At 38.8% G+C, this 19,943-nt stretch carries 19 protein-coding genes; 14 read left to right on the forward strand and 5 right to left on the reverse strand.

Annotated features, from left to right (window positions below; translation table 11 throughout):
• The first annotated feature begins 13 nt into the window (after nt 1-13).
• The 3 genes from JEP36_RS07745 (at nt 14) to JEP36_RS07755 (ending at nt 4,227) form a co-directional block, all read left to right on the forward strand.
• Entirely contained in the window at nt 14-1,198 is a 1,185-nt protein-coding gene (locus JEP36_RS07745; protein WP_198630046.1) for a YgeY family selenium metabolism-linked hydrolase, read from the forward strand.
• Nucleotides 1,199-1,270: 72 nt separating this feature from the next.
• Nucleotides 1,271-2,857: an N-acyl-D-amino-acid deacylase family protein gene (locus JEP36_RS07750; protein WP_100157995.1), complete on the forward strand. Its 1,587-nt coding sequence runs from the start codon at nt 1,271-1,273 to the stop codon at nt 2,855-2,857.
• Nucleotides 2,858-2,952: 95 nt separating this feature from the next.
• Entirely contained in the window at nt 2,953-4,227 is a 1,275-nt protein-coding gene (locus tag JEP36_RS07755) for an MFS transporter (protein WP_109372631.1), read from the forward strand.
• Between the two features lie 221 nt (nt 4,228-4,448).
• Here JEP36_RS07755 and prfH read toward each other — a convergent pair whose 3' ends face one another.
• From prfH to deoC, 4 genes are all read right to left on the reverse strand, one after another.
• Nucleotides 4,449-5,060, reverse strand: coding sequence for a peptide chain release factor H (gene prfH / locus JEP36_RS07760; protein WP_198620192.1), 612 nt, complete (start codon nt 5,058-5,060; stop codon nt 4,449-4,451).
• Nucleotides 5,060-6,196: an RNA ligase RtcB family protein gene (locus JEP36_RS07765; protein WP_232805431.1), complete on the reverse strand. Its 1,137-nt coding sequence runs from the start codon at nt 6,194-6,196 to the stop codon at nt 5,060-5,062. The genes prfH and JEP36_RS07765 overlap by 1 nt, the downstream gene beginning before the upstream one ends.
• Before the next feature lie 314 nt (nt 6,197-6,510).
• Nucleotides 6,511-7,287, reverse strand: coding sequence for a DeoR family transcriptional regulator (locus tag JEP36_RS07770; RefSeq protein ID WP_196533494.1), 777 nt, complete (start codon nt 7,285-7,287; stop codon nt 6,511-6,513).
• A 55-nt stretch (nt 7,288-7,342) separates the two neighbouring features.
• Nucleotides 7,343-8,011: a deoxyribose-phosphate aldolase gene (gene deoC / locus JEP36_RS07775; RefSeq protein ID WP_198630047.1), complete on the reverse strand. Its 669-nt coding sequence runs from the start codon at nt 8,009-8,011 to the stop codon at nt 7,343-7,345.
• A 179-nt stretch (nt 8,012-8,190) separates the two neighbouring features.
• Here deoC and rbsK point away from each other — a divergent pair, with 179 nt between their 5' ends.
• From rbsK to JEP36_RS07820, 9 genes are all read left to right on the forward strand, one after another.
• Nucleotides 8,191-9,111, forward strand: a complete 921-nt coding sequence (gene rbsK, locus JEP36_RS07780; RefSeq protein WP_072064518.1) for a ribokinase — start codon at nt 8,191-8,193, stop codon at nt 9,109-9,111.
• Between the two features lie 236 nt (nt 9,112-9,347).
• Nucleotides 9,348-10,259: an N-acetylmuramic acid 6-phosphate etherase gene (gene murQ / locus JEP36_RS07785; protein WP_198626334.1), complete on the forward strand. Its 912-nt coding sequence runs from the start codon at nt 9,348-9,350 to the stop codon at nt 10,257-10,259.
• Between the two features lie 42 nt (nt 10,260-10,301).
• Nucleotides 10,302-11,666: a PTS transporter subunit EIIC gene (locus tag JEP36_RS07790; protein WP_198630048.1), complete on the forward strand. Its 1,365-nt coding sequence runs from the start codon at nt 10,302-10,304 to the stop codon at nt 11,664-11,666.
• Nucleotides 11,667-11,690: 24 nt separating this feature from the next.
• Nucleotides 11,691-12,542 (forward strand): MurR/RpiR family transcriptional regulator, encoded by an 852-nt coding sequence (locus JEP36_RS07795; RefSeq protein ID WP_198626333.1) that lies wholly within the window; start codon nt 11,691-11,693, stop codon nt 12,540-12,542.
• Nucleotides 12,542-13,330, forward strand: a complete 789-nt coding sequence (locus JEP36_RS07800) for a sulfite exporter TauE/SafE family protein (RefSeq protein WP_109372622.1) — start codon at nt 12,542-12,544, stop codon at nt 13,328-13,330. The genes JEP36_RS07795 and JEP36_RS07800 overlap by 1 nt, the downstream gene beginning before the upstream one ends.
• 313 nt (nt 13,331-13,643) lie before the next feature.
• Nucleotides 13,644-13,745, forward strand: a complete 102-nt coding sequence (gene speFL / locus JEP36_RS17845; RefSeq protein ID WP_109372621.1) for a leader peptide SpeFL — start codon at nt 13,644-13,646, stop codon at nt 13,743-13,745.
• A gap of 136 nt (nt 13,746-13,881) precedes the next feature.
• Nucleotides 13,882-14,874: an ornithine carbamoyltransferase gene (gene argF / locus JEP36_RS07810; RefSeq protein ID WP_109372620.1), complete on the forward strand. Its 993-nt coding sequence runs from the start codon at nt 13,882-13,884 to the stop codon at nt 14,872-14,874.
• 15 nt (nt 14,875-14,889) lie between these two features.
• Complete coding sequence (gene arcC, locus JEP36_RS07815; protein ID WP_196533486.1) at nt 14,890-15,837, forward strand: carbamate kinase; 948 nt, start codon at nt 14,890-14,892, stop codon at nt 15,835-15,837.
• Nucleotides 15,838-15,941: 104 nt separating this feature from the next.
• Nucleotides 15,942-17,453: a YfcC family protein gene (locus JEP36_RS07820; RefSeq protein ID WP_198620188.1), complete on the forward strand. Its 1,512-nt coding sequence runs from the start codon at nt 15,942-15,944 to the stop codon at nt 17,451-17,453.
• A gap of 190 nt (nt 17,454-17,643) precedes the next feature.
• Here the strand turns inward: JEP36_RS07820 and JEP36_RS17920 are convergent, their stop codons facing one another.
• The gene (locus tag JEP36_RS17920; RefSeq protein ID WP_420902346.1) at nt 17,644-17,811 is read right to left on the reverse strand and encodes a hypothetical protein; all 168 of its coding nucleotides are present in this window, start codon (nt 17,809-17,811) and stop codon (nt 17,644-17,646) included.
• A gap of 90 nt (nt 17,812-17,901) precedes the next feature.
• On the opposite strand from JEP36_RS17920, the gene ilvB reads away from it, so the two are divergent.
• Both ilvB and ilvN read left to right on the forward strand, forming a co-directional pair.
• Nucleotides 17,902-19,596: an acetolactate synthase large subunit gene (ilvB, locus tag JEP36_RS07830; RefSeq protein WP_198620187.1), complete on the forward strand. Its 1,695-nt coding sequence runs from the start codon at nt 17,902-17,904 to the stop codon at nt 19,594-19,596.
• A 3-nt stretch (nt 19,597-19,599) separates the two neighbouring features.
• Nucleotides 19,600-19,884, forward strand: coding sequence for an acetolactate synthase small subunit (gene ilvN, locus JEP36_RS07835; protein ID WP_109372615.1), 285 nt, complete (start codon nt 19,600-19,602; stop codon nt 19,882-19,884).
• Nucleotides 19,885-19,943: the final 59 nt, after the last annotated feature.

Here is a 19,943-nt window from a genome sequence, read left to right on the forward strand (position 1 = left end):
TGGAGTGAACAGTATGTTATCAGCAAACCGATTTGATGAAGTTATTAAGAATTGCCAATTATTAATCCAACAAAAAAGCTATTCAGGTGAAGAAGGTAACGTTGTTAAAGTCATAGAAGAGATGATGAAAAACTATGATTTTGACGACATTCATATTGATAAATACGGCAATATCATTGGCGGAATTATAGGTCAACACCCAGGGAAAACCCTTGTTTTTGATGGTCATATCGACACTGTACCGGTTAGTGAGCGTGATTGGAAAGAAAAGCCTTATGGTGCAGAAATCAAAGACGGCAAGATTTATGGTCGTGGCACCAGTGATATGAAAGGTGCCGTCGCTGCCATGATTTCAGCGATAGGTTTTTATGGCCAAGATAATCAGCGCAATTTTGCTGGTCGTATTTATGTTTCTTGCATTGTGCATGAAGAGTGTTTTGAAGGCGTTGCCGCAAGACTCGTTTCTGAACGTTATAAACCAGACTATGTGGTAATTGGTGAAGCCTCCGAATTAAACCTCAAAATTGGGCAACGTGGTCGTGCTGAAATTGTTGTTGAAACCTTTGGCAAACCTGCTCACTCCGCCAATCCAGATGCAGGGATCAACTCTGTTTATAAAATGGCAAAACTGATCGAGAAGATCAGAACGTTAACGCCTTCCGTTCATCCTGTATTAGGAAAAGGGATCTTAGAACTTACGGATATTAAATCATCACCTTATCCGGGCGCTTCAGTTGTACCTGAATATTGTCGTGCCACTTACGATCGCCGTTTATTAGTGGGTGAAACTAAAGAAGAAGTGCTTGCACCATTACAACAAGCCATTGATGAACTTGCTTCTCAAGATGCTGATTTTAAAGCTAAAGTCTCTTATGCCTATGGTACGGAAAAATGTTATACCGGCGCCATCATTGAAGGTGAGCGTTTCTTCCCTGGTTGGGTATTAGAAGAGAGCGATCCTTATGTACAAAGCGTTTTAAAAGGGCTGCATGAGTCCGGCTTTAAACCTACCGTCACACAATACTCTTTCTGTACTAATGGTAGCCATTATGCGGGTGAAGCAGGTATTAAAACCATTGGTTTTGGCCCATCTCGCGAAAACTTAGCGCACACCATTGATGAATATATTGAAATTGAACAGTTAAAAGGTGCTGCGAGCGGTTATTACAGCATTATGAACAGCCTTTATCACCTTTAATTCTTACGAAATAAATCCTTACTAGAAGAGTATCTGGCGAAACAGTCAGATGCTCTTTGGAGAAATAACAGAATGAAAACAATATTTAAAAACGCCACTGTTATTGATGGAACAGGGGCAAGTGCATTTCAAGCTGATGTTGTGGTTAATGAAGGGAAAATAATAAAAATCGGTCAGTTTGATGCAAAAACAAATGATCAGATCATTGATGCAACAGGGAAGATAGTCTGTCCTGGTTTTATTGATACTCATACTCACTCTGATCTTTCTGCTCTGCTTAATCCCGCTTTATCCGCCAAAATCCGCCAAGGGATCACTACTGAATTGTTAGGGCAAGATGGTGTCGCGTTAGCGCCATTACCAGAACAATATATTTCAGCATGGCGCAAGAATATTGCGGGTTTAGATGGTGATTCTGACAGCATTGATTGGCATTTTAAAAATACCGAAGGTTACTTAGGTATGTTAGAAGCGAGAGGCTCTGCAACGAATCTTGCTTACCTTGTTCCTCATGGCAACATTCGAATGGAAGCCATGGGATTAGAAGGTAATCCTTCTACTCGTGAAGATGTCGCCAAGATGTGTGAAATCTTAGAGCGTGAATTAAAAGCAGGGGCGTTTGGTTTATCAACAGGGCTGATTTATATGCCTTGCGCCTTTGGTGATACCGCTGAAATGATCGAACTTTGTAAGGTTACAGCAAAGCATAATGGTATTTTTGTTGTTCACCAGCGTAGTGAAGCTGACGATATTATTCAGTCGACTCAAGAGCTTATTGATATCGCCAAAGCATCAGGTGTTTGGTTGCATATTTCCCATATGAAGGTTTGCGGTAAGAAAAACTGGGGATTAATCGACGAAATGCTTGGCATGTTAGAGCAAGCACAAAAAGAGGGTATTCGTATCTCTTTTGACCAATATCCGTATGTGGCAGGCAGTACCATGCTTGGGGTGATTTTACCACCTTGGGTTCACGCAGGAGGCACAGAGAAATTATTAGAACGTTTAGCTTCTCCAGAACTGCGTAAAAAGATGATTGAAGATATCGAAAAAGGCATTCCAGGTTGGGATAACTTTATTGATTTCGCAGGGTTAGAAAATATTTATGTGACTAGCTCTAAAACAGAAAAAAACCAAGATGCCGTTGGACTTAGCCTTGTAGAACTAGGCAAATTGAGAGGTAAAGATCCATATAACGCAACCTTCGATCTGCTATATGAAGAAGAAAATGCGGTAGGAATGGTGGATTTTTACGGTACAGAAGAACACGTTATTAAATTCTTATGTCGTCCTGAACAAAACGTCTGTACTGATGGGTTAATGGGAGCAGGTAAGCCTCATCCTCGTGTATTTGGTGCATTCCCTCGTGTTTTAGGGAAATACGTCAGAGAAGAAAAATGCCTCACTTGGGAACAAGCTATCCGCAAAATGACAGGTAAACCAGCTGAAGTCCTTCGATTAACCGACAGAGGCTTAATTAAAGAAGGGTATGCCGCAGATATTGTGATGTTCGACCCTGAAACCATTATTGATAAAGGCACGTTTGTTGAACCAAACCAATACCCAGAAGGGATCGATTTAGTGATGGTCAATGGTCGTATCGCATTAATTAATGGGGTCGAAAGTTACGCCTGTAGTGGCCATGTTTTAAGAGCATAACCGCACAATAGCGCTCTTAAACGTTAAACCTTATCTCTGTTTATCACGGTTGTTCTTCAACCGTGATGGTTTCCCCTTACCTGAGGAACAGGAAAATGAGTTCAAATATTATTCCAAACCTTCAACAGAAGAAAACATGGAAAGCTCGTTACACCGTTTTATCCTTAATTTGGTTAGCATGGTTACTTTCGTTCTTAGATAGAATGGTAATGAGTGTTTCATTACCCTTTATTGGACGTGATCTGAATCTTGATACCACACAACAAGGCTTAATAATCAGTGCGTTCTTTGTCGGTTATGCGGCATTCCAAATACCGGGTGGTTTCTTAGCTGACCGCTTTGGCGCACGTAAAATTATGGCAATCGGCATTGCATGGTGGTCAGTTTTCACCAGTTTAACGGGGATGGTGTTTACATTGCCGTTAATGTTAGCGGTGCGATTCTTATTTGGTATTGGTGAAGGCTGTTTTCCATCGGCTTCTTGGAAAATGATCTCAACTTATTTCCCATCTAAAGAGCGTGGTCGTGCAACGGCAATTCAATCAACAGTAAATACCTTGGGGCCAGCATTAGCTGTAATTGTTGCGGCGAGTATTATCGGTGCTTTTGGCTGGCATATGGTGTTTATTGTTTTAGGTATTCCTGGCCTATTAATTGCAGCTGGTATTTATTTTTTCACTCGTGATAATCCAAAAGATCACCCAAGTATTACCCAGCAAGATCTCGATGAGCTAGCAGCAGATGGCACATTAACGGATAAACCTGTTGAAGCTGTACCCTTTAAAGATGTTTTAAAGATGCCAGTGTTGTGGCAAATGGCAGCAATTTGGTTTCTGTTTGATATTACCTTTTGGGGATTCTCAACATGGTTACCAAGTTATTTAATTACTGTTCGTGAATTCTCTTTGGCTAAAACAGGGGTAATGGCGGCTATTCCATTCTTATTTGGTGCTGGTGGTACATTATTAGGTGGTTATGTTTCTGATAAATGTAAATCACAGCGTAAATGGTTATATATGGTTACCGCAGTGATTGCAGCTGGCTTCTTATATATGACATATACTGTTGAAAGTGCTGATATGGCGGTTGTATATCAGTGTATTTCAGCATTATTTATGTTCTTCGCCATGGCAATGTTCTGGGGTATTTTAATGGATACTATCCCAAATAAAATCATGGGGCGTGCTTCAGGGATTGTTAACTTCGGTGGTCAAATGGCGGGTGTTGTTTCCGCACCTGTTATGGGCTTCTTAATTAAAGCGAGTGGTGGTAGTTACGACAGCGCATTTATGTTTATGATAATTGCATTAGTTGCCTCTGCGGTTGTGACGTTCACGGTTAAAATGCGAAATACACCAGCAGCCATTTAATTAATTAGTATTAATAATATTTATATCTAAATAAGTGTGATGTTATTAAAAGAAATAAGATTAATTAAATAAAATAAATGTATTAACTGTAAGATTTATTTATTAAAATTCACTATACGCTTTATTGATTTTTTAATTTAAAAAATCTTATTGCAGGGTACTTTTGTCTTAAAAAAGCCACGATTAAAAATCGTGGCTTTGCTTTTGTTAGATTAATAACATTATTTGCTTATAAGTATAAAGTCGTTGCCACTAAAACAGAGTGTGGCATCGCCACGAATAACGCGGTGATGGGCAATATGGCGTTGACTATTTAATGAAGCGTGCTGTTTCATCATATAAGCCTCTAAATGCCATGCAATAAGTTGTTTAGCGAGCTTTTTATTCGCGTGCTGGCTACGTTCTGATTGCACTTTGACACTAATACCTGTGGCAATATGTGTTGCTCTGACCGCAGATTCTGTTTTATTAACATGCTGACCGCCGGGGCCATTTGAACGCATGGTTTCAAAGACAATTTCTTTGTCATTAATTTCATCAGGTTGTTCAAAACAAGCAACACCAATAAACCAATTTTTACGTTTATGCCGCGGTCGTAATGTGCTTGCACATTGCCATTGTATAGAGCCTGCCCACTGTTGCGCGATAGCCTGTGCATCAGCACCTTCAAGAGACACTAACGCCGATTTTAAGCCATAACGTGAAGGCTCTTTTTCAAGAACCGTGACGTTCACTTGCTGTTTTGTTGTTGATTTCAAAAAGTAATTTAAGGCTTTTTCAACCGCTAAACAGCACTCTTCAGGGCCTTGTGCGGAGGTGAATTGTAATAACATTACGCCATCTCCCCACTTGTTTTATAGGTGATCACGGGTTTTAAACGTGCGATGACTTCGATTAGCCCGATACTCACCATACTTTCAATTACAGTCTCAATCGATTTATAAGATTGCGGTGCTTCTTCATAAATCAGTTGTTTATTGGCACAAATAATACGGCTACCTAATGCCGTTCGTGAAAGTTGTAAAGGTGTAAAACGGTGTGATAATCGGCCTTTGCACTCTGTACGCATCCATTTTCTACCTGCACCATGGGGTAAGGAATGAAGGCTTAATTCAGACACAATTGGCTTAACAATATAGCTGTAATCACCGCGTGAACCCGGAATAACCACCATATCGTGATGTGCGGGTGTTGCACCTTTACGATGTAACCAACCTTGTTGACCATGTAATTCACAAGGCTCTACAAGGTTATGATTTACATCAGAAATAACTGCACCTTGAGTGCGAATTTGGCGCATCATTCTTTCACCAATAAGGCGACGATTAATCTTTGCGTAATCAAGTGCATTATTGTGGGCTTGCAAATATTCATTTGCCTCTTCGGTGTTAGCAACAAGCCCTTTATGACCAAACTGTTCTGTATGAGCACGTAAGATAGATTGTCCTAAACCTCTCGATCCGCTGTGAACTAATAGCAATAACTGTTTTTTATTGATACCACTTGCAGCGAAAAGCGTTTCATTAATCACTTGGTCAATTTGTTGGAATTCAGCAAAGTGATTACCACCACCAATAGAGCCTAAAGAGCCAGCAAAAGGATGATTTTGCATTTCAGTCGGTAGATGCGTTTCTAGCCATTCTGAAGGTGCGATATCACTCATTTCACTCAACTGTTTCTCTGCTTTATCTAAGTTGAGTTTGCTGTTTTTAAATTCCGTTTGAAAGAGCGTCATGCCACAGCCAATATCATTTCCGACCAAAGCAGGGTAAAAACGATTAACAGAAAAAAAGGTAGCGCCAATGGGATAACCACGCCCCGGATGTAAATCAGGCATACCTGCGACATAAGCCATATCAGGAAGTTGAGCGGTTGTTTCTAATTGTTGGATTGCTTTGCTTTCAATCCAAGTATTATCCGATGCGATATAACAAACGCTATCAGATAAATAATGAACACACTTGTCCATATACCAATCCATATAATGTAAAGGATAAAAAAATAAATTGATTGGCGGACAGCAAAAAGAAGGAAAAAAGGATTACTTCTGAGATTGTCCGCAAAGAGTATTCATATTTGTAGTTGTCATGGGATACCTCCTTGCAGTTAATTGAAATGGATGAAAAATAATAAATCGCGGGCATATTAACCACTTTTTTTTGCATTGGCAATCAAAAAGTGGTGTGGTTTTTCTTTATTTTTTAAAAAAAGAATGAATAGATTTTATTTAATTTAAGGCTAACTTCCTTTTATTTGCTATTTCAGTTAGTTCTCTATTTTTAATTAATAAATTACTTTTACTGAGCTTTTTCGGCAATAATCTTCGTAATCATCCGTTAATTTTCTATCTGTGATAACAACATCAAACTGAGCTAAATCGCCCATATTGGCTGTCGCTGTTTCATCAAAATAGTGATATTTGGTGAGTAAGATCTTACGAATAGATTTATCCATCGCCTTTTTCTTCATATAAAGATCGTCGATGTTATAACAGGTAACGCCAAAATCGAGATGAACGCCTTCGGCTGAAATAAAGGCTTTTTTGGGATTAATGCTATCAAGATAAGAAGGTTGGGTAGGATTGTAGAAAGAGTCACTTTTAGGACGATATTCACCTCCGCAGAGTAATACGGTGGCATTTTTTTTCTGGCTTAATGCCAAAAATACTCGATGAGAATAACAGATCCCCGTGAAATGCAGATTATCAGGAATAAGCTCAATCAGTGTGGGAATAAACTGCCCGTTATCGAAAAAAAGAACATCGCCGTCAGATACCATGCCAGCAGCAAGATTAGGAATATGAAGTTCTTCAGTTTGATCTGGCGTAATGATATTAGAGGATGTTGAGATTAACCCTGAATGGGGCTGGGCTAATGCAACAATGTAGCCACCTAATAATGACATCGGAAAAGGGTTTTCGGCGTCAGAACTAAGGTCGCGCCTAATTGTCATTTCAGAAACTTCAAGGATCCTTGCGGCGTCTTTAAGATGTATGCGACCTGAGCGTTTTATACATTCACTGAGGCGGCGCAAACGTTCGTGCTGTTTGGTCTCTATCACCGAAGGATCCTTGTGTTATCGAATAGCGTACTCCAAGAAAATATACGCTAAATAATTAGTAGTTTGATTCAGGTGCATTTGAATCTGTTGCGATAGCGACACTTGCGCTAGCGCCGATACGTGTTGCACCTGCTTTGATCATGTTTAATGCTGTTTGGCGATCGCGAACACCACCTGATGCTTTCACACCAACTTCATCACCCACTGTTTTGCGCATTAAAGCAACATGATGTTCTGTTGCGCCCATTGTACTGTATCCTGTTGATGTTTTCACAAAATCAACGCGGATCTCACGACACATTTCACAAACTAAACGTACTTCGTCGTCAGTTAATAAGCAAGTTTCTAAAATAACTTTCAGAGTTGTATTACCACAAGCGGCTTTTACTGCTTCGATATCTTGTTTTACGAAGTCTAAACGGCCGCTTTTTAACATACCAATATTGATAACCATATCGACTTCTTGTGCGCCTTGGCGAATAGCTTCAGCCGCTTCAAAGGCTTTTGTTGCTGTTAAACCCGCACCAAATGGGAAGTCGATAACACAACATACTTTTACATCACTTCCTTCAAGGCAAGTTCTTGCTAAAGGGATGTAAGAAGTGTTAATACAAACAGAGAAGAAACCATGTTCAACTGCTTCAGCACACAATTTTTTGATTTGCGCTTCAGTTGTATCTGCAGCAAGAAGGGTATGATCGATATAATTAGCTAATGGACGCATAGTATATTCCTTAATAAGAAGATTGTTATTCATCACCCATGTGATTTTGGCAACATATTAGTGCCGTTTTAACGGGATAACAATCACAAATGATATTTAAATAACATGATACTGTTATACATCTATCAAAATGTCACTATTTTCACATTTAAAAATTTCACATAAGAGTAAGAGGCGCTATGGATATCGCAGTGATTGGTTCAAATATGGTGGATTTGATCACCTATATAGACAGGATGCCAAAAGAGGGAGAAACCCTTGAGGCGCCAGCATTTAAGATTGGCTGTGGTGGTAAAGGGGCAAATCAAGCTGTTGCTGCTGCTAAATTAAATTCAAAAGTGATGATGTTAACAAAGGTTGGCGATGATATTTTCGCGGATAACACCATCATGAATTTAGAGTCTTATGGTATTAACACGCGCTATGTTGAAAAAGTGCCTGGTACAACAAGTGGTGTTGCGCCCATTTTTGTGACTTCTCAATCATCAAATAGCATTTTAATTGTTAAAGGTGCTAATCAGCATTTATCGCCAGAGGATATTGATAGAGCCACAGATAGCCTGAAAAAATGCAAAATAATCGTATTGCAATTAGAAATCCCGCTTGAAACGGTGTATCACGCTATTGAGTTTGGTAACAAACATCATATTCCTGTGTTATTTAACCCAGCGCCTGCTTCAAAAGCATTAGATCTTGATATTGCAGCTCGTTGTGACTTTTTTGTTCCGAATGAAACAGAACTTGAAATTTTGACTGGTATGCCAATCACTACAATGGATGAAATCCGTGAAGCCGCTTGCTCTTTACTACAAAAAGGCTTTAAGAATGTCATCGTTACATTAGGTGAAAAAGGCGCATTATGGATGAATGGTGAAATTGAAAAATATATTCCTGCCATTAAAGTTGATGCAATTGATACTAGTGGGGCGGGGGATGCCTTTATTGGTTGTTTCTCCCATTATTATGTTCACACCAATAATATTGAAGAAGCGTTAAATAAAGCCGTGATGTTTTCTGGTTTAAGTGTTGCAGGAAAAGGCACACAATCTTCTTATCCGAGCATTGAAGAGTTTGGGCAGTTTTTAGCGCAAGCCAAGTAGTACACTTCTGCACTATCACATCTTTGTATTCCACTTGCTATCTTATTTAGAAAGTAAGTGGAATTTCTTTAAAATTAATAGTTTGCTGTGTTTTTATAGTCACTGTTGGATTTCTTACAAAGAAAAACGGTTTAACTTAATGTGACTGATTTCACAGAGTGGTGACAATTATTGTTGAAATCTTATTTCATAAAATGTAATTTTAATTGAAATTTGGTTTCATTAGGGTTGTTATGATGAAAGAAGATGCATTAAGCGAATGTCTTAAAAATGAAAGCAATCAAGAAACAACACAGTTTTCTGAATTAAGCGCTTTAGAGTTGGTTACGCTTATCAATAGTGCAGATATGACTGTTGCAAATGCAGTTAAAAAAGAATTACCCGCTATTGCTAAAGCAGTAGAAAGAATTACTGAACGTCTGCAAAAAGGTGGACGTATTTTTTATGTTGGTGCAGGAACAAGTGGACGATTAGCGGTACTAGACAGTGCGGAATGTCCACCTACTTTTGGTGTATCTCCTACATTAGTACAGGCGATTATTGCTGGCGGTCATGATGCAATGCTAAAAGCGGTTGAAAATATTGAAGATAGTCAAGAGGCGGCAATTGAAGAGCTCCAACGTCGTCATGTCAGTGATAAAGATGTCGTTATTGGCATTGCCGCAAGTGGTCGTACTCCCTTCACTGTCGCAGCTTTGCAATATGGCAAGAAGCTAAAAGCATTGACAGTATCTATTACTACGCGTGGCAAAAGTATGATGAGTGAAATTGCCGACTTATCTATTGCACCAGATGTGGGCGCAGAAGTGTTAACAGGTTCCACAAGAATGAAAAGTGGCACAGCTCAAAAAATGATTTTGGGTATGTTAAGTACTAGCGTGATGACTAAACTTGGAAAAGTGCATAAAAACCTTATGGTGGATGTGATTGCGAGTAATGAGAAATTGCAACGTCGTGCTGAAGGTATTGTCAGCGAGGTGTGTGGAATTTCACATGAAACAGCCAGAACCCTGTTACAAATGGTTAATTATCATCCTAGAAAAGCCATTTTAATGTATGAACTTCACCTGAGTGTGGAGAAAGTTGAGCAAATTACACAGCAATATCCTTATCGTTCGTTACAACAGCAACTCGCCCTATTTAACTAATAACAATATGAGTAAACACTCTGAACTTTAGCAGGCACGCATATGGCTAATAAAATAGAACATCTCGACACGTTAGCAATAGAAATAGAAAAACATGCTGGTGGGTTTCAAAATGTGGCAACCCTAACACATTGTATGACTCGTATTCGACTGATTTTAAAAGATAGCTCGCTATTTGATGCCAACGCTTTAAAACAAGTCGAAGGCGTTAAAGGTGTTGTATTTAATGGCGAACAGCACCAAGTGATTGTAGGAATGGGAACCGCGGCAAAAGTTTATTCCATCATGAATAAGCGTATGCAAAACAGTTCAGCAAGTAGTGAAGATGAGCCTGCGTCAACACCAGTGAAAAAAGGCTTCTCCATTCGTCGTATGCTAAATACATTAGCGGCTATTTTTGTCCCGACAATTCCTGCTTTAATTGGCTGCGGTTTGATTATGGGGTTAATTAATATTATCCGTTTAGTCGCACCAGGCTTAGTTGAGCAATTCCCTGAGCTATTTAAATTATTCAAATTAATTGGTAGTACGGTATTTGCATATCTCTCTATTATGATTGGGATAAATACAGCTAAAGAATTGGGCGCGTCAACGTCGATTGGTGCTGTAATGGCTGGGTTATTAGCCATGCCTGGGCTTGCTGATATCACCTTATTTGGTGAGAAATTACAGCCAAACAGTGGCGGGATCTTTGCAGTATTAATGGTGGTCGTGTTCTCTTCAAAATTAGAATTATGGTTTCGTAGTATCGTTAAAGAGAGCCTAGATCTTATCTTAACGCCGTTTGTGACTATTTTAGTCTCTTCTCTTGTGGCGATTATGATATTCCAACCAATCGGCCATTATCTTAATCAGTTATTAGCACAAGGCGTATCATTATCACTTTTAAATCAAGGTGGTGGTGCGGTTGTAACGGGTGCTGCGCTAGGGGGAAGCTTCTTATTTTTACTCTTAACGGGATTGCATCAAGGACTAATTCCTATTCATACCGAAATCTTAAATACTTTTGGTTTAAATTACCTGTTCCCTATTTTAGCCATGGGTGGAATGGGGCAAGTAGGCTCTTGTTTTTGGGTTTATTTACGCACTAAAAACCAACGTTTAAAGAAAACATTAATGGGTGCATTACCTGTTGGTATTTTCGGTGTCGGTGAGCCTTTATTATTTGGTGTTTCCCTTCCATTAGGAAAACCTTTTGTAGCGGGATGTATTGGTGGTGCGGCTGGTGGTGCATTAATGGCATATTTCCAAGTTGGGATCATTATTCCATTTGGTACAGCTGGGTTATCATTAATTCCATTAGTGGGAGATGGGCAAATTATTAAGTTCCTGATCGCAGTATTAGGTGCATGGATTGTCGGTTTTATTGCCAGTATGCTAATGGGATTTACCGATCCAGAGAAATAAGTCAGAAATAAAAAGGATAACAGAATGTCGACACTGACCAAAAAGCTTGAAAGTTTGCTAATACAAGGCAAAGGCACAGAACAACGTATTGCTCATTATTTATTAGAGAATAGTGAGAATATTGCCAGTATGAATGCGGCTGATCTGGCACTTAAAGCAGGTGTAAGTAGTGCTTCTGTTATCCGTTTTTCACGTCAAATGGGGTATCGCGGTTATCCTGAATTTAAAATTGATTACCTTTCAGAAGAAAAGCAACAAAAAAGCAGTGGCGATATTCTCTATGGCAATCTCGCGAAAACAGACCCGACAGAATTAATTATTTCCAAAACAGGGCATCTGTTTACCAGTGCTATTCAAGATTCATTAGCGTTGTTAGATCCTAATACCATAGATCTATTAGCTGAAAAAATGGTATTAGCAAAACGCATTGTATTGTTTGGTATTGGCGCATCCGCCGTTGTGGCGAGCGATATTTTTCATAAATTAATTCGTGTAAATAAAAACACCTTATTTAGTCCTGATCTTCATGCTCAATTGGCTTATTCCGCTAATTTATCTACTGATGATATTGCCATTGCTGTTACCGCTAGAGGAAATACGACAGATATTAATCGGATGCTGAAATCAGCAAAAAATGAAGGTTGTTTAACTGTGGCATTAACGCGTTTCGGACAAGATGAAGCAACTCGATTATCTGATTATACATTGCCTTATTTTTATGATGAACAACACTCTCAATTAGGCGTGATTACGCCACAAGTTTTACAAATGGTGGCTTTTGATGTGCTGTTTTTTAAATATATGACATTAGCGAGTGAGTCAGCAGAAAAAGCATTATTAAAAGGGCGAGAAGCTGTTATGCAAGGAAATCAATAATGTTACTTATCACCACATTAGCGGTGGGTGCGGCTATTGGTTTAATTATAAGTACGACGGGTGTGGGCGGCGGTGTTATTGTTTTACCTGTATTGACCTATTTCTTTGGTATGAATGCGTTAATGGCAGTTGCAACAGCGAATTTATTATCCATGTTGATGAAAGTTACTTCGTCTTATATGCATTTTCGCCTTGGAAATATTCCTTTTAAAAGAGCGATGATTGTCTTAGGAATAATGCTACCAAGTACCTTTTTAGCCAGTGTTTTGGTTAATTATTTAGGTTCGTTAGCGCAGTATCAGCAACAAGTTGAATGGGGAATTAATGCGCTTGTTGTTAGTGCTATTGTTTTTTCTCTATTTCTCTTTGTACAGAGAATGTTTTTCTCATTACCTCCCGTTGTGGTTGAAAATACAGCGTTAGCTCCTTTAAATATAAAAGCGCTATTACTTCCTGCGATCGCAGCAGGTGTTGTTTTAGGGGCAACGGGGGTGGGTGGTGGTGTGGTTGTGTTACCGTTATTGCTACGCTACGCGAACCTTTCTATTAAGCAAGCTATTGGCACTTCTATATTTACCACAACATTGTTATCGGGATCTTCAGCACTAGCCTATATGCAAGATGGGCATACGGATATTCATTTGGCACTTTTGTTATTTTTAGGCTCGCTAATCTCTATTCCGCTGTCTAAGTGGCTGTTGATCAGAATGCCTGACAGAATATTTCAGTATGCAACGCTGATTTTAATTATTTGTAGTGCGGTGATGATGCTAGCTAAATTATTTTAGTATTTAAATGTATCATTAATGTTAATTATAAAAGTGATATAAAAAAAATAGCTAAATAATAGCTAAATAAAAATAAATTTTTATTGGTTATTTCTTGATTATCTTATTAATTTAATTGAGGTCATTCTTAATATAGAAGCGATTATCCATTTTTTATTTGTGTGTTAATGGAATGTATTCTTGATGATTTATTTTTACTGATATATGGTTTTTATCATAAATAGATAATTGAGATGATAATCACATTAAAGTTAATTCCTATATGTTTCACTGTAACCCTCATTTAATACCTATAAGTGAAGGTACTAGTATTATGGAAAATAATAATAGGAAAACGCCTCATATTAGACGTATTGCCCACATTATGATGTATAAACAACGTCAGTGTTTCCATTTCTCCGTTTTTAACGGGTAAGCCCTCTTTTTACATGCTGAAAATATAAAGCATATTTCCTAATAACGTGTGTTATTGGGGAGACATCTATTTTTCATAAATAATGAATCATTTTTTAACTCTATTATTATCAAAATAATTAGGAGATAGGATTATTATGTCTATTAATATTAAAGGTAGAAGTTTTTTAAAATTACTCGACTTTTCATCAGCTGAAATTCAATATTTATTAAATCTTTCTAAACATTTTAAATCATTAAAAATGGCAGGTATTCCTCACCGCTCTTTGGAAGGTAAAAATATCGTTTTATTATTTGAAAAAACCTCAACACGTACACGTTGTGCTTTTGAAGTGGCAGGTTACGATTTAGGAATGGGAGTGACTTATCTTGATCCAGGCTCATCACAAATGGGTAAAAAAGAGTCTATTGAAGATACTGCACGTGTATTAGGGCGTTTCTATGATGGTATTGAATATCGTGGTTTTGATCAGTCATTAGTTGAAGAACTTGCGGCAAAATCAGGTGTGCCAGTATGGAATGGTCTTACCGATAAATTCCATCCAACTCAGATGTTGGCGGATATGCTAACAGTTGAAGAAAATTTTGGTCATTTAAAAGGGCTTAAGCTGACTTTCTTTGGTGATGCGCGTAATAACGTTGCTAACTCTTTAATGGTGGTCTGTGCCAAATTAGGCTTACATTTTACAGCATGTGGCCCAGCATCTTTAATGCCAGAAGAGCAACTTGTGAAGGAGTGTCGTGCAATCGCGGCTGAAAACGAAGGCTCTATCACATTAACAGAAGATATCGAGAAAGGGGCAAAAGAGGCTGATGTTCTCTATACCGATATTTGGGTTTCAATGGGAGAGCCAGATAGTGTTTGGGATGAGCGCATTCGCTTACTGAAAGCTTATCAAGTCAATGAATCTATGATGAAAATGGCAAATCCTCATGCGATTTTCTTACACTGTTTACCTTCATTCCATGATCGTTTAACGCTCATTGGTGAAGATATTTATCAGAAGTTTGGTTTGAGTGAAATGGAAGTGGCAGACGAAGTTTTTGAGTCACGCCAATCAAAAGTTTTCGATCAGGCTGAAAACCGTATGCATACCATTAAAGCCGTTATGTTCGCGACTTTAAGCTAAAGCAAGGAGTTAACAATGCCTAAGAAGGTATTTATTGCTTTAGGGGGAAATGCATTGGGCAGTACGCCACTAGAGCAAAAGCAGATAGTCCGAAAAACCGCAAAGCCCATTGTGGATCTGGTTGAGAAGGGTTACCAAGTCATTATTGGTCATGGTAATGGCCCACAAGTTGGGATGATTAACTTAGCTATGGATTATGCATCGCAACAGAACATCGGCACGCCTTATATGCCATTTGCTGAATGTGGTGCCATGAGCCAAGGTTATATTGGTTATCATCTACAACAGGCTATTAATGACGAATTATGTGCGAGAAATCTGAATAAAAATCATGGTTGTGCCACCATTGTGACCCAAGTGGTTGTTGATAAAAACGACCCTGCTTTTTTATCACCGACAAAACCGATTGGTGCTTTTTATACTCAACAGCAAGCTGAGGTTATTCAAAAAGAGCACGGTTTTCACTTTATGGAAGATGCTGGACGTGGATATCGTCGAGTGATCCCATCACCTAAGCCGTTAGAAATTGTAGAATCGCCGATTATTAAACAGTTGGTTGAACGTAATATTGTGGTGATTACTGTTGGTGGCGGTGGTATTCCTGTTATTCGGAAAGGGGATTTATTAGAAGGTATTGATGCTGTTATTGATAAAGATAATTCTAGCTCAAAATTAGCCGTAGAATTAAAAGCAGACATTTTATTAATATTAACGGCTGTTGATAAAGTTGCTATTAATTTTAATAAACCAGATCAAATGAATTTAGATAAATTAACGCTTTCTCAAGCGCAGAAATATATTTCCCAAGGGCAATTTGCTAAAGGAAGTATGCTACCTAAAGTTGAGGCTTGCCTTAACTTTCTAAAAGAGAGTGATAAAGGTGTACAAGCTATTATTACTTCTTTAGAGAATGCATTATCTGCTTTAGAAGGAAAAACAGGTACAACAATTATTTCTGATTAATATCATACTTATCATTATTCTACATTTAATTCTAATAATAGACTCTGCCAGATAGATATTATTTCTACTGGCAGAGTAGCCTCTTATTTAAGTCGAGGACGCTTATGAAACTTAAAAAGTTTGCGTTTCCGACCGCATTTACTATTTTATTTGCCATTACAGTAATTGTGGTTGGATTAACGTGGATAATTCCAGCTGGCGAATATCAGCGATTAAGTTATAACTCAGCGGGGCCATCATTAGTGGTTGCGAAAATAGATGGTTCTCATGAAGTGTTACCTGCAACTCAGGCAACATTAAATGATTTAAATGTCTCTATTGAGATTAATAAATTTACAGATGGGACAATTAAAAAACCGATAGCGATACCTGGAACCTATGAACGCGTAGCACAGCAACCCAAAGGGATTATGGATATTACCGAAAGTATGGTGAAAGGAACGATAGAGGGAGCTGATGTTATTGTTTTCATTCTTGTCTTGGGGGGGCTTATTGGAGTTGTTAATAAAACTGGTGCATTCAATGCAGGTTTAACAGCACTAGCGAATCGAACCAAAGGCAAAGAGTTTTTAGTCGTGTTTGGGGTCACGATTATATTATCCATCGGCGGGACAAGCTGTGGGATTGAAGAAGAAGCCGTTGCCTTCTATCCCATATTAGTACCCATATTCTTAATCTTGGGTTATGACGCTATTGTGTGTGTTGGTGCTATTTTCCTTGCCTCTTCAATGGGGGCTGGGTTCTCAACTGTAAATCCTTTCTCAGTTGTTATCGCATCAAATGCTTCGGGGATCAGTTTTATTGAAGGGATCGGCTTTCGTACTATTGGGTTGGTGATTGGTACGATGGGGGTTTTGGTTTATTTATATTGGTATTGCAAGAAGATCAAAAAAGATCCGACTTTCTCTTACAACTATGAAAATGCCGAAAGTTTTAAACAGCGCTTTTTAAGTAATTACGATCCTAATGAGATATTAGAATTTTCGTGGCGTCGTAAAGTGATCCTCTGCTTATTTGTTGCTGCTTTTCCTATTATGGTTTGGGGTGTTATGGACATGGGCTGGTGGTTTCCACAAATGGCAGCTCTTTTCCTTGCTATCGCAATCATCATAATTTTTCTCTCTGGATTAAAAGAGAAAACAGCCATTGATGGATTTATTCACGGGGCATCGGAATTAGTCGGTGTTTCATTAATTATTGGTTTAGCGCGTGGTGTTAACCTTGTGATGGAACAAGGTAAAATTGCTGATACCATTCTTGAATTTATGTCTCATATGGTTGCAGGAATGCCACCAAGTTTATTCTTATTGGCACAGCTCGTTGTCTTTATCTGTTTAGGTTTTATTGTTCCGTCTTCTTCAGGGCTTGCGGTTTTAGCGATGCCAATCATGGCGCCATTAGCGGATGCAGTTGGTGTTCCTCGTTATATGGTGGTATCGGCATATAACTGGGGGCAATATATTATGTTGTTCTTGGCGCCTACTGGGCTGGTGTTAGCGACATTGCAAATGTTAGATATCTCCTATAATAAATGGCTTAAATTTATTATGCCGATGGTGATATTTATGTTTGTACTCTCGGCAACACTATTATTGGTTCAAGTTGCTTTTTTATAAAATTGAGTCGATGTGTTTACGTTGAGAAACGAATTTTTGGTTATTCTGTAATGTGAAATTAATCTAGATTTTTATGCTGCAATCAGGGTTATTTTTTGATTTTCACTAGAAGTGATCTAGCTCTCGTTTTTGGCGGTGATAAAAAATAAACCGAAAAAAAAGGTTGTTAATTTGTAGAAGTTATGTTTTTTTAAATACAGATAACACGTAAACACATCATTAAATTAATTGATAGGTAACCCATGATCATCACTACTCTACTACAAAGCCTACGACTAACAGCGCACATTGCGGCTGTGGTTGTCGTGCGTGTGGTGGTGGTCGTCGGCAAAGCGCCGTAACGGGTCCGAATCAACACAGTTTCGCAACCCCGCCGGCGCACTAACCGGGCGGGGTTTTTCTTTTCTACCGCCCATAAAGTCCGGCTTAGAACAAAGGACAGAGAAAAATGGGTGCTCAACAAGATAACGCCACAAGTAGAACCTTTACTGGCGCACAATTAATCGTTTATTTACTGGAACGGCAAGGCATTACGACAATTGCAGGGATCCCCGGTGGTGCGGCGTTGCCTTTGTATGACGCATTAAGCCAAAGCAAATCTATTCGCCATATCTTAACTCGCCATGAACAGGGCGCAGGTTTTATCGCTCAAGGTATTGCAAGAGCAAATGGTAAACCTGCTGTTTGTATTGCCTCAAGTGGGCCGGGGGCGACGAATTTAGTCACTGCAATCGCAGATGCTAAATTGGATTCTATTCCTTTGGTGTGTATTACTGGTCAGGTATCTTCTGCAATGATTGGGACAGATGCCTTCCAAGAAGTTGATACTTATGGCATGTCTATTCCCATTACTAAACATAATTATTTAGTGCGCGATATTGCTGATTTACCCGAAATTATTTGTGATGCGTTTCGTTTAGCTATGTCAGGGAGACCGGGCCCAGTTTGGGTTGATGTACCAAAAGATATTCAGCAAGCCACAATTACATTAGAAGCGTTACCACCTATTCCACAAAAAGATCCCGTTCCCGCATTTAATACTGATTTAGTGATACAAGCGGCGCAAATGATCAACCAAGCTAAAAATCCAGTTTTATATTTAGGCGGTGGAATAATTAGCTCAGAAGCATGCAAAGAAGCGATTGAATTAGCAGAGAAAAATAATCTGCCAACAACGATGACCTTAATGGGATTAGGATTAATGCCACCTTCACACCCTCTGTATTTGGGGATGTTGGGTATGCATGCGACGCGTAGTACTAATTTTATTTTAGAAGAAGCGGATTTGTTGATTGTATTAGGTGCGCGCTTTGACGATCGTGCTATTGGTAAAGCAGAGAAGTTTTGCCCTAATGCCAAAATTATTCATGTTGATATCGATCGTGCTGAAATTAGTAAAATCAAACGCCCAGATATTGCGATCCACGCTGATGCGAAATCAGTGTTATCACTGTTATTACCATTGATTAATACCAATAAGCGTAATGAATGGATAGAGCGTGTTACGACACTGAAACAAGAATATCCATTGGAGATGAAAAACTCTGAAAATATTCTGAGTGGTTATGGCATTGTATTAGCGGCCGCAAATTGTGTTGATGATGATGCCATTATTACAACAGACGTTGGGCAACATCAGATGTGGGTTGCACAAGCGTATCCGTTAAATCGACCTCGACAATGGTTAACATCTGGCGGTTTAGGCACGATGGGATTTGGTTTACCAGCAGCGATTGGTGCCGCATTAGCGGAGCCAAGTAAGAAAATCCTCTGCTTCTCTGGGGATGGTAGCATTATGATGAATATTCAAGAGTTTGCTACGGCGGCTGAACACCAATTAGATATCAAAATTATTTTGATAAATAATCAGGCATTGGGATTGGTTCACCAACAACAAACGCTGTTTTTTGAAGAGCGTATTTATGCGGCGGCTTACCCTTATCAAACAGATTTTATTCGTATTGCACAAGGCTTTGGTTTAGACACCTGTGACTTAAATCAGGAAGCGGATCCTGCGAGTGCATTAAAAGCAGCAATTGAAAAACCAGGTCCGTGTTTAATTCATGTCATGATTGATATTCATGAAAAAGTATTTCCAATGGTACCGCCAGGGGCGGCAAATATTGAGATGATAGGAGCTTAATTTATGTCACAACAATCACAACCTATCGCGCTGGAATTGATTGTTCGCAACCATCCCGGTGTTATGACCCATATTTGTGGGCTATTTGCTCGCCGTGCCTTTAACGTTGATGGTATTTTGTGTTTACCGATGAAAAATAGCGATAAAAGCCGTATTTGGCTATTAGTGCAAAAAGATGATCGCCTAATGCAGATGGTGAGTCAGGTAGAAAAGCTTGAAGACGTAAAAGAAGTGAGATTCAGCGACGATTTACGTGTTTTTGAACAAATGGAAAGTTATCTAAGTTAATTTGTCATTTTTATTTTATCAGTGGCTTTATTCTTAATTACGGTATTTTTAATTAATAG

This window comes from Proteus sp. PR00208, from assembly GCF_016238545.1.
Taxonomy (GTDB): domain Bacteria; phylum Pseudomonadota; class Gammaproteobacteria; order Enterobacterales; family Enterobacteriaceae; genus Proteus.

What these genes read in the sequence shown, in the direction of transcription:
- JEP36_RS07790 (WP_198630048.1), top strand. Translation starts at nt 10,302, where the DNA reads ATGGCTAATAAAATAGAACATCTCGACACGTTAGCAATAGAAATAGAA.
- argF (WP_109372620.1), top strand. Translation starts at nt 13,882, where the DNA reads ATGTCTATTAATATTAAAGGTAGAAGTTTTTTAAAATTACTCGACTTT.
- ilvB (WP_198620187.1), top strand. Translation starts at nt 17,902, where the DNA reads ATGGGTGCTCAACAAGATAACGCCACAAGTAGAACCTTTACTGGCGCA.
- rbsK (WP_072064518.1), top strand. Translation starts at nt 8,191, where the DNA reads ATGGATATCGCAGTGATTGGTTCAAATATGGTGGATTTGATCACCTAT.
- JEP36_RS07795 (WP_198626333.1), top strand. Translation starts at nt 11,691, where the DNA reads ATGTCGACACTGACCAAAAAGCTTGAAAGTTTGCTAATACAAGGCAAA.
- JEP36_RS07755 (WP_109372631.1), top strand. Translation starts at nt 2,953, where the DNA reads ATGAGTTCAAATATTATTCCAAACCTTCAACAGAAGAAAACATGGAAA.
- deoC (WP_198630047.1), bottom strand. Translation starts at nt 8,011, where the DNA reads ATGCGTCCATTAGCTAATTATATCGATCATACCCTTCTTGCTGCAGAT.
- JEP36_RS07800 (WP_109372622.1), top strand. Translation starts at nt 12,542, where the DNA reads ATGTTACTTATCACCACATTAGCGGTGGGTGCGGCTATTGGTTTAATT.
- JEP36_RS07745 (WP_198630046.1), top strand. Translation starts at nt 14, where the DNA reads ATGTTATCAGCAAACCGATTTGATGAAGTTATTAAGAATTGCCAATTA.
- ilvN (WP_109372615.1), top strand. Translation starts at nt 19,600, where the DNA reads ATGTCACAACAATCACAACCTATCGCGCTGGAATTGATTGTTCGCAAC.
- JEP36_RS07765 (WP_232805431.1), bottom strand. Translation starts at nt 6,196, where the DNA reads ATGGACAAGTGTGTTCATTATTTATCTGATAGCGTTTGTTATATCGCA.
- JEP36_RS07750 (WP_100157995.1), top strand. Translation starts at nt 1,271, where the DNA reads ATGAAAACAATATTTAAAAACGCCACTGTTATTGATGGAACAGGGGCA.
- speFL (WP_109372621.1), top strand. Translation starts at nt 13,644, where the DNA reads ATGGAAAATAATAATAGGAAAACGCCTCATATTAGACGTATTGCCCAC.
- murQ (WP_198626334.1), top strand. Translation starts at nt 9,348, where the DNA reads ATGAAAGAAGATGCATTAAGCGAATGTCTTAAAAATGAAAGCAATCAA.
- arcC (WP_196533486.1), top strand. Translation starts at nt 14,890, where the DNA reads ATGCCTAAGAAGGTATTTATTGCTTTAGGGGGAAATGCATTGGGCAGT.
- JEP36_RS07820 (WP_198620188.1), top strand. Translation starts at nt 15,942, where the DNA reads ATGAAACTTAAAAAGTTTGCGTTTCCGACCGCATTTACTATTTTATTT.
- prfH (WP_198620192.1), bottom strand. Translation starts at nt 5,060, where the DNA reads ATGTTATTACAATTCACCTCCGCACAAGGCCCTGAAGAGTGCTGTTTA.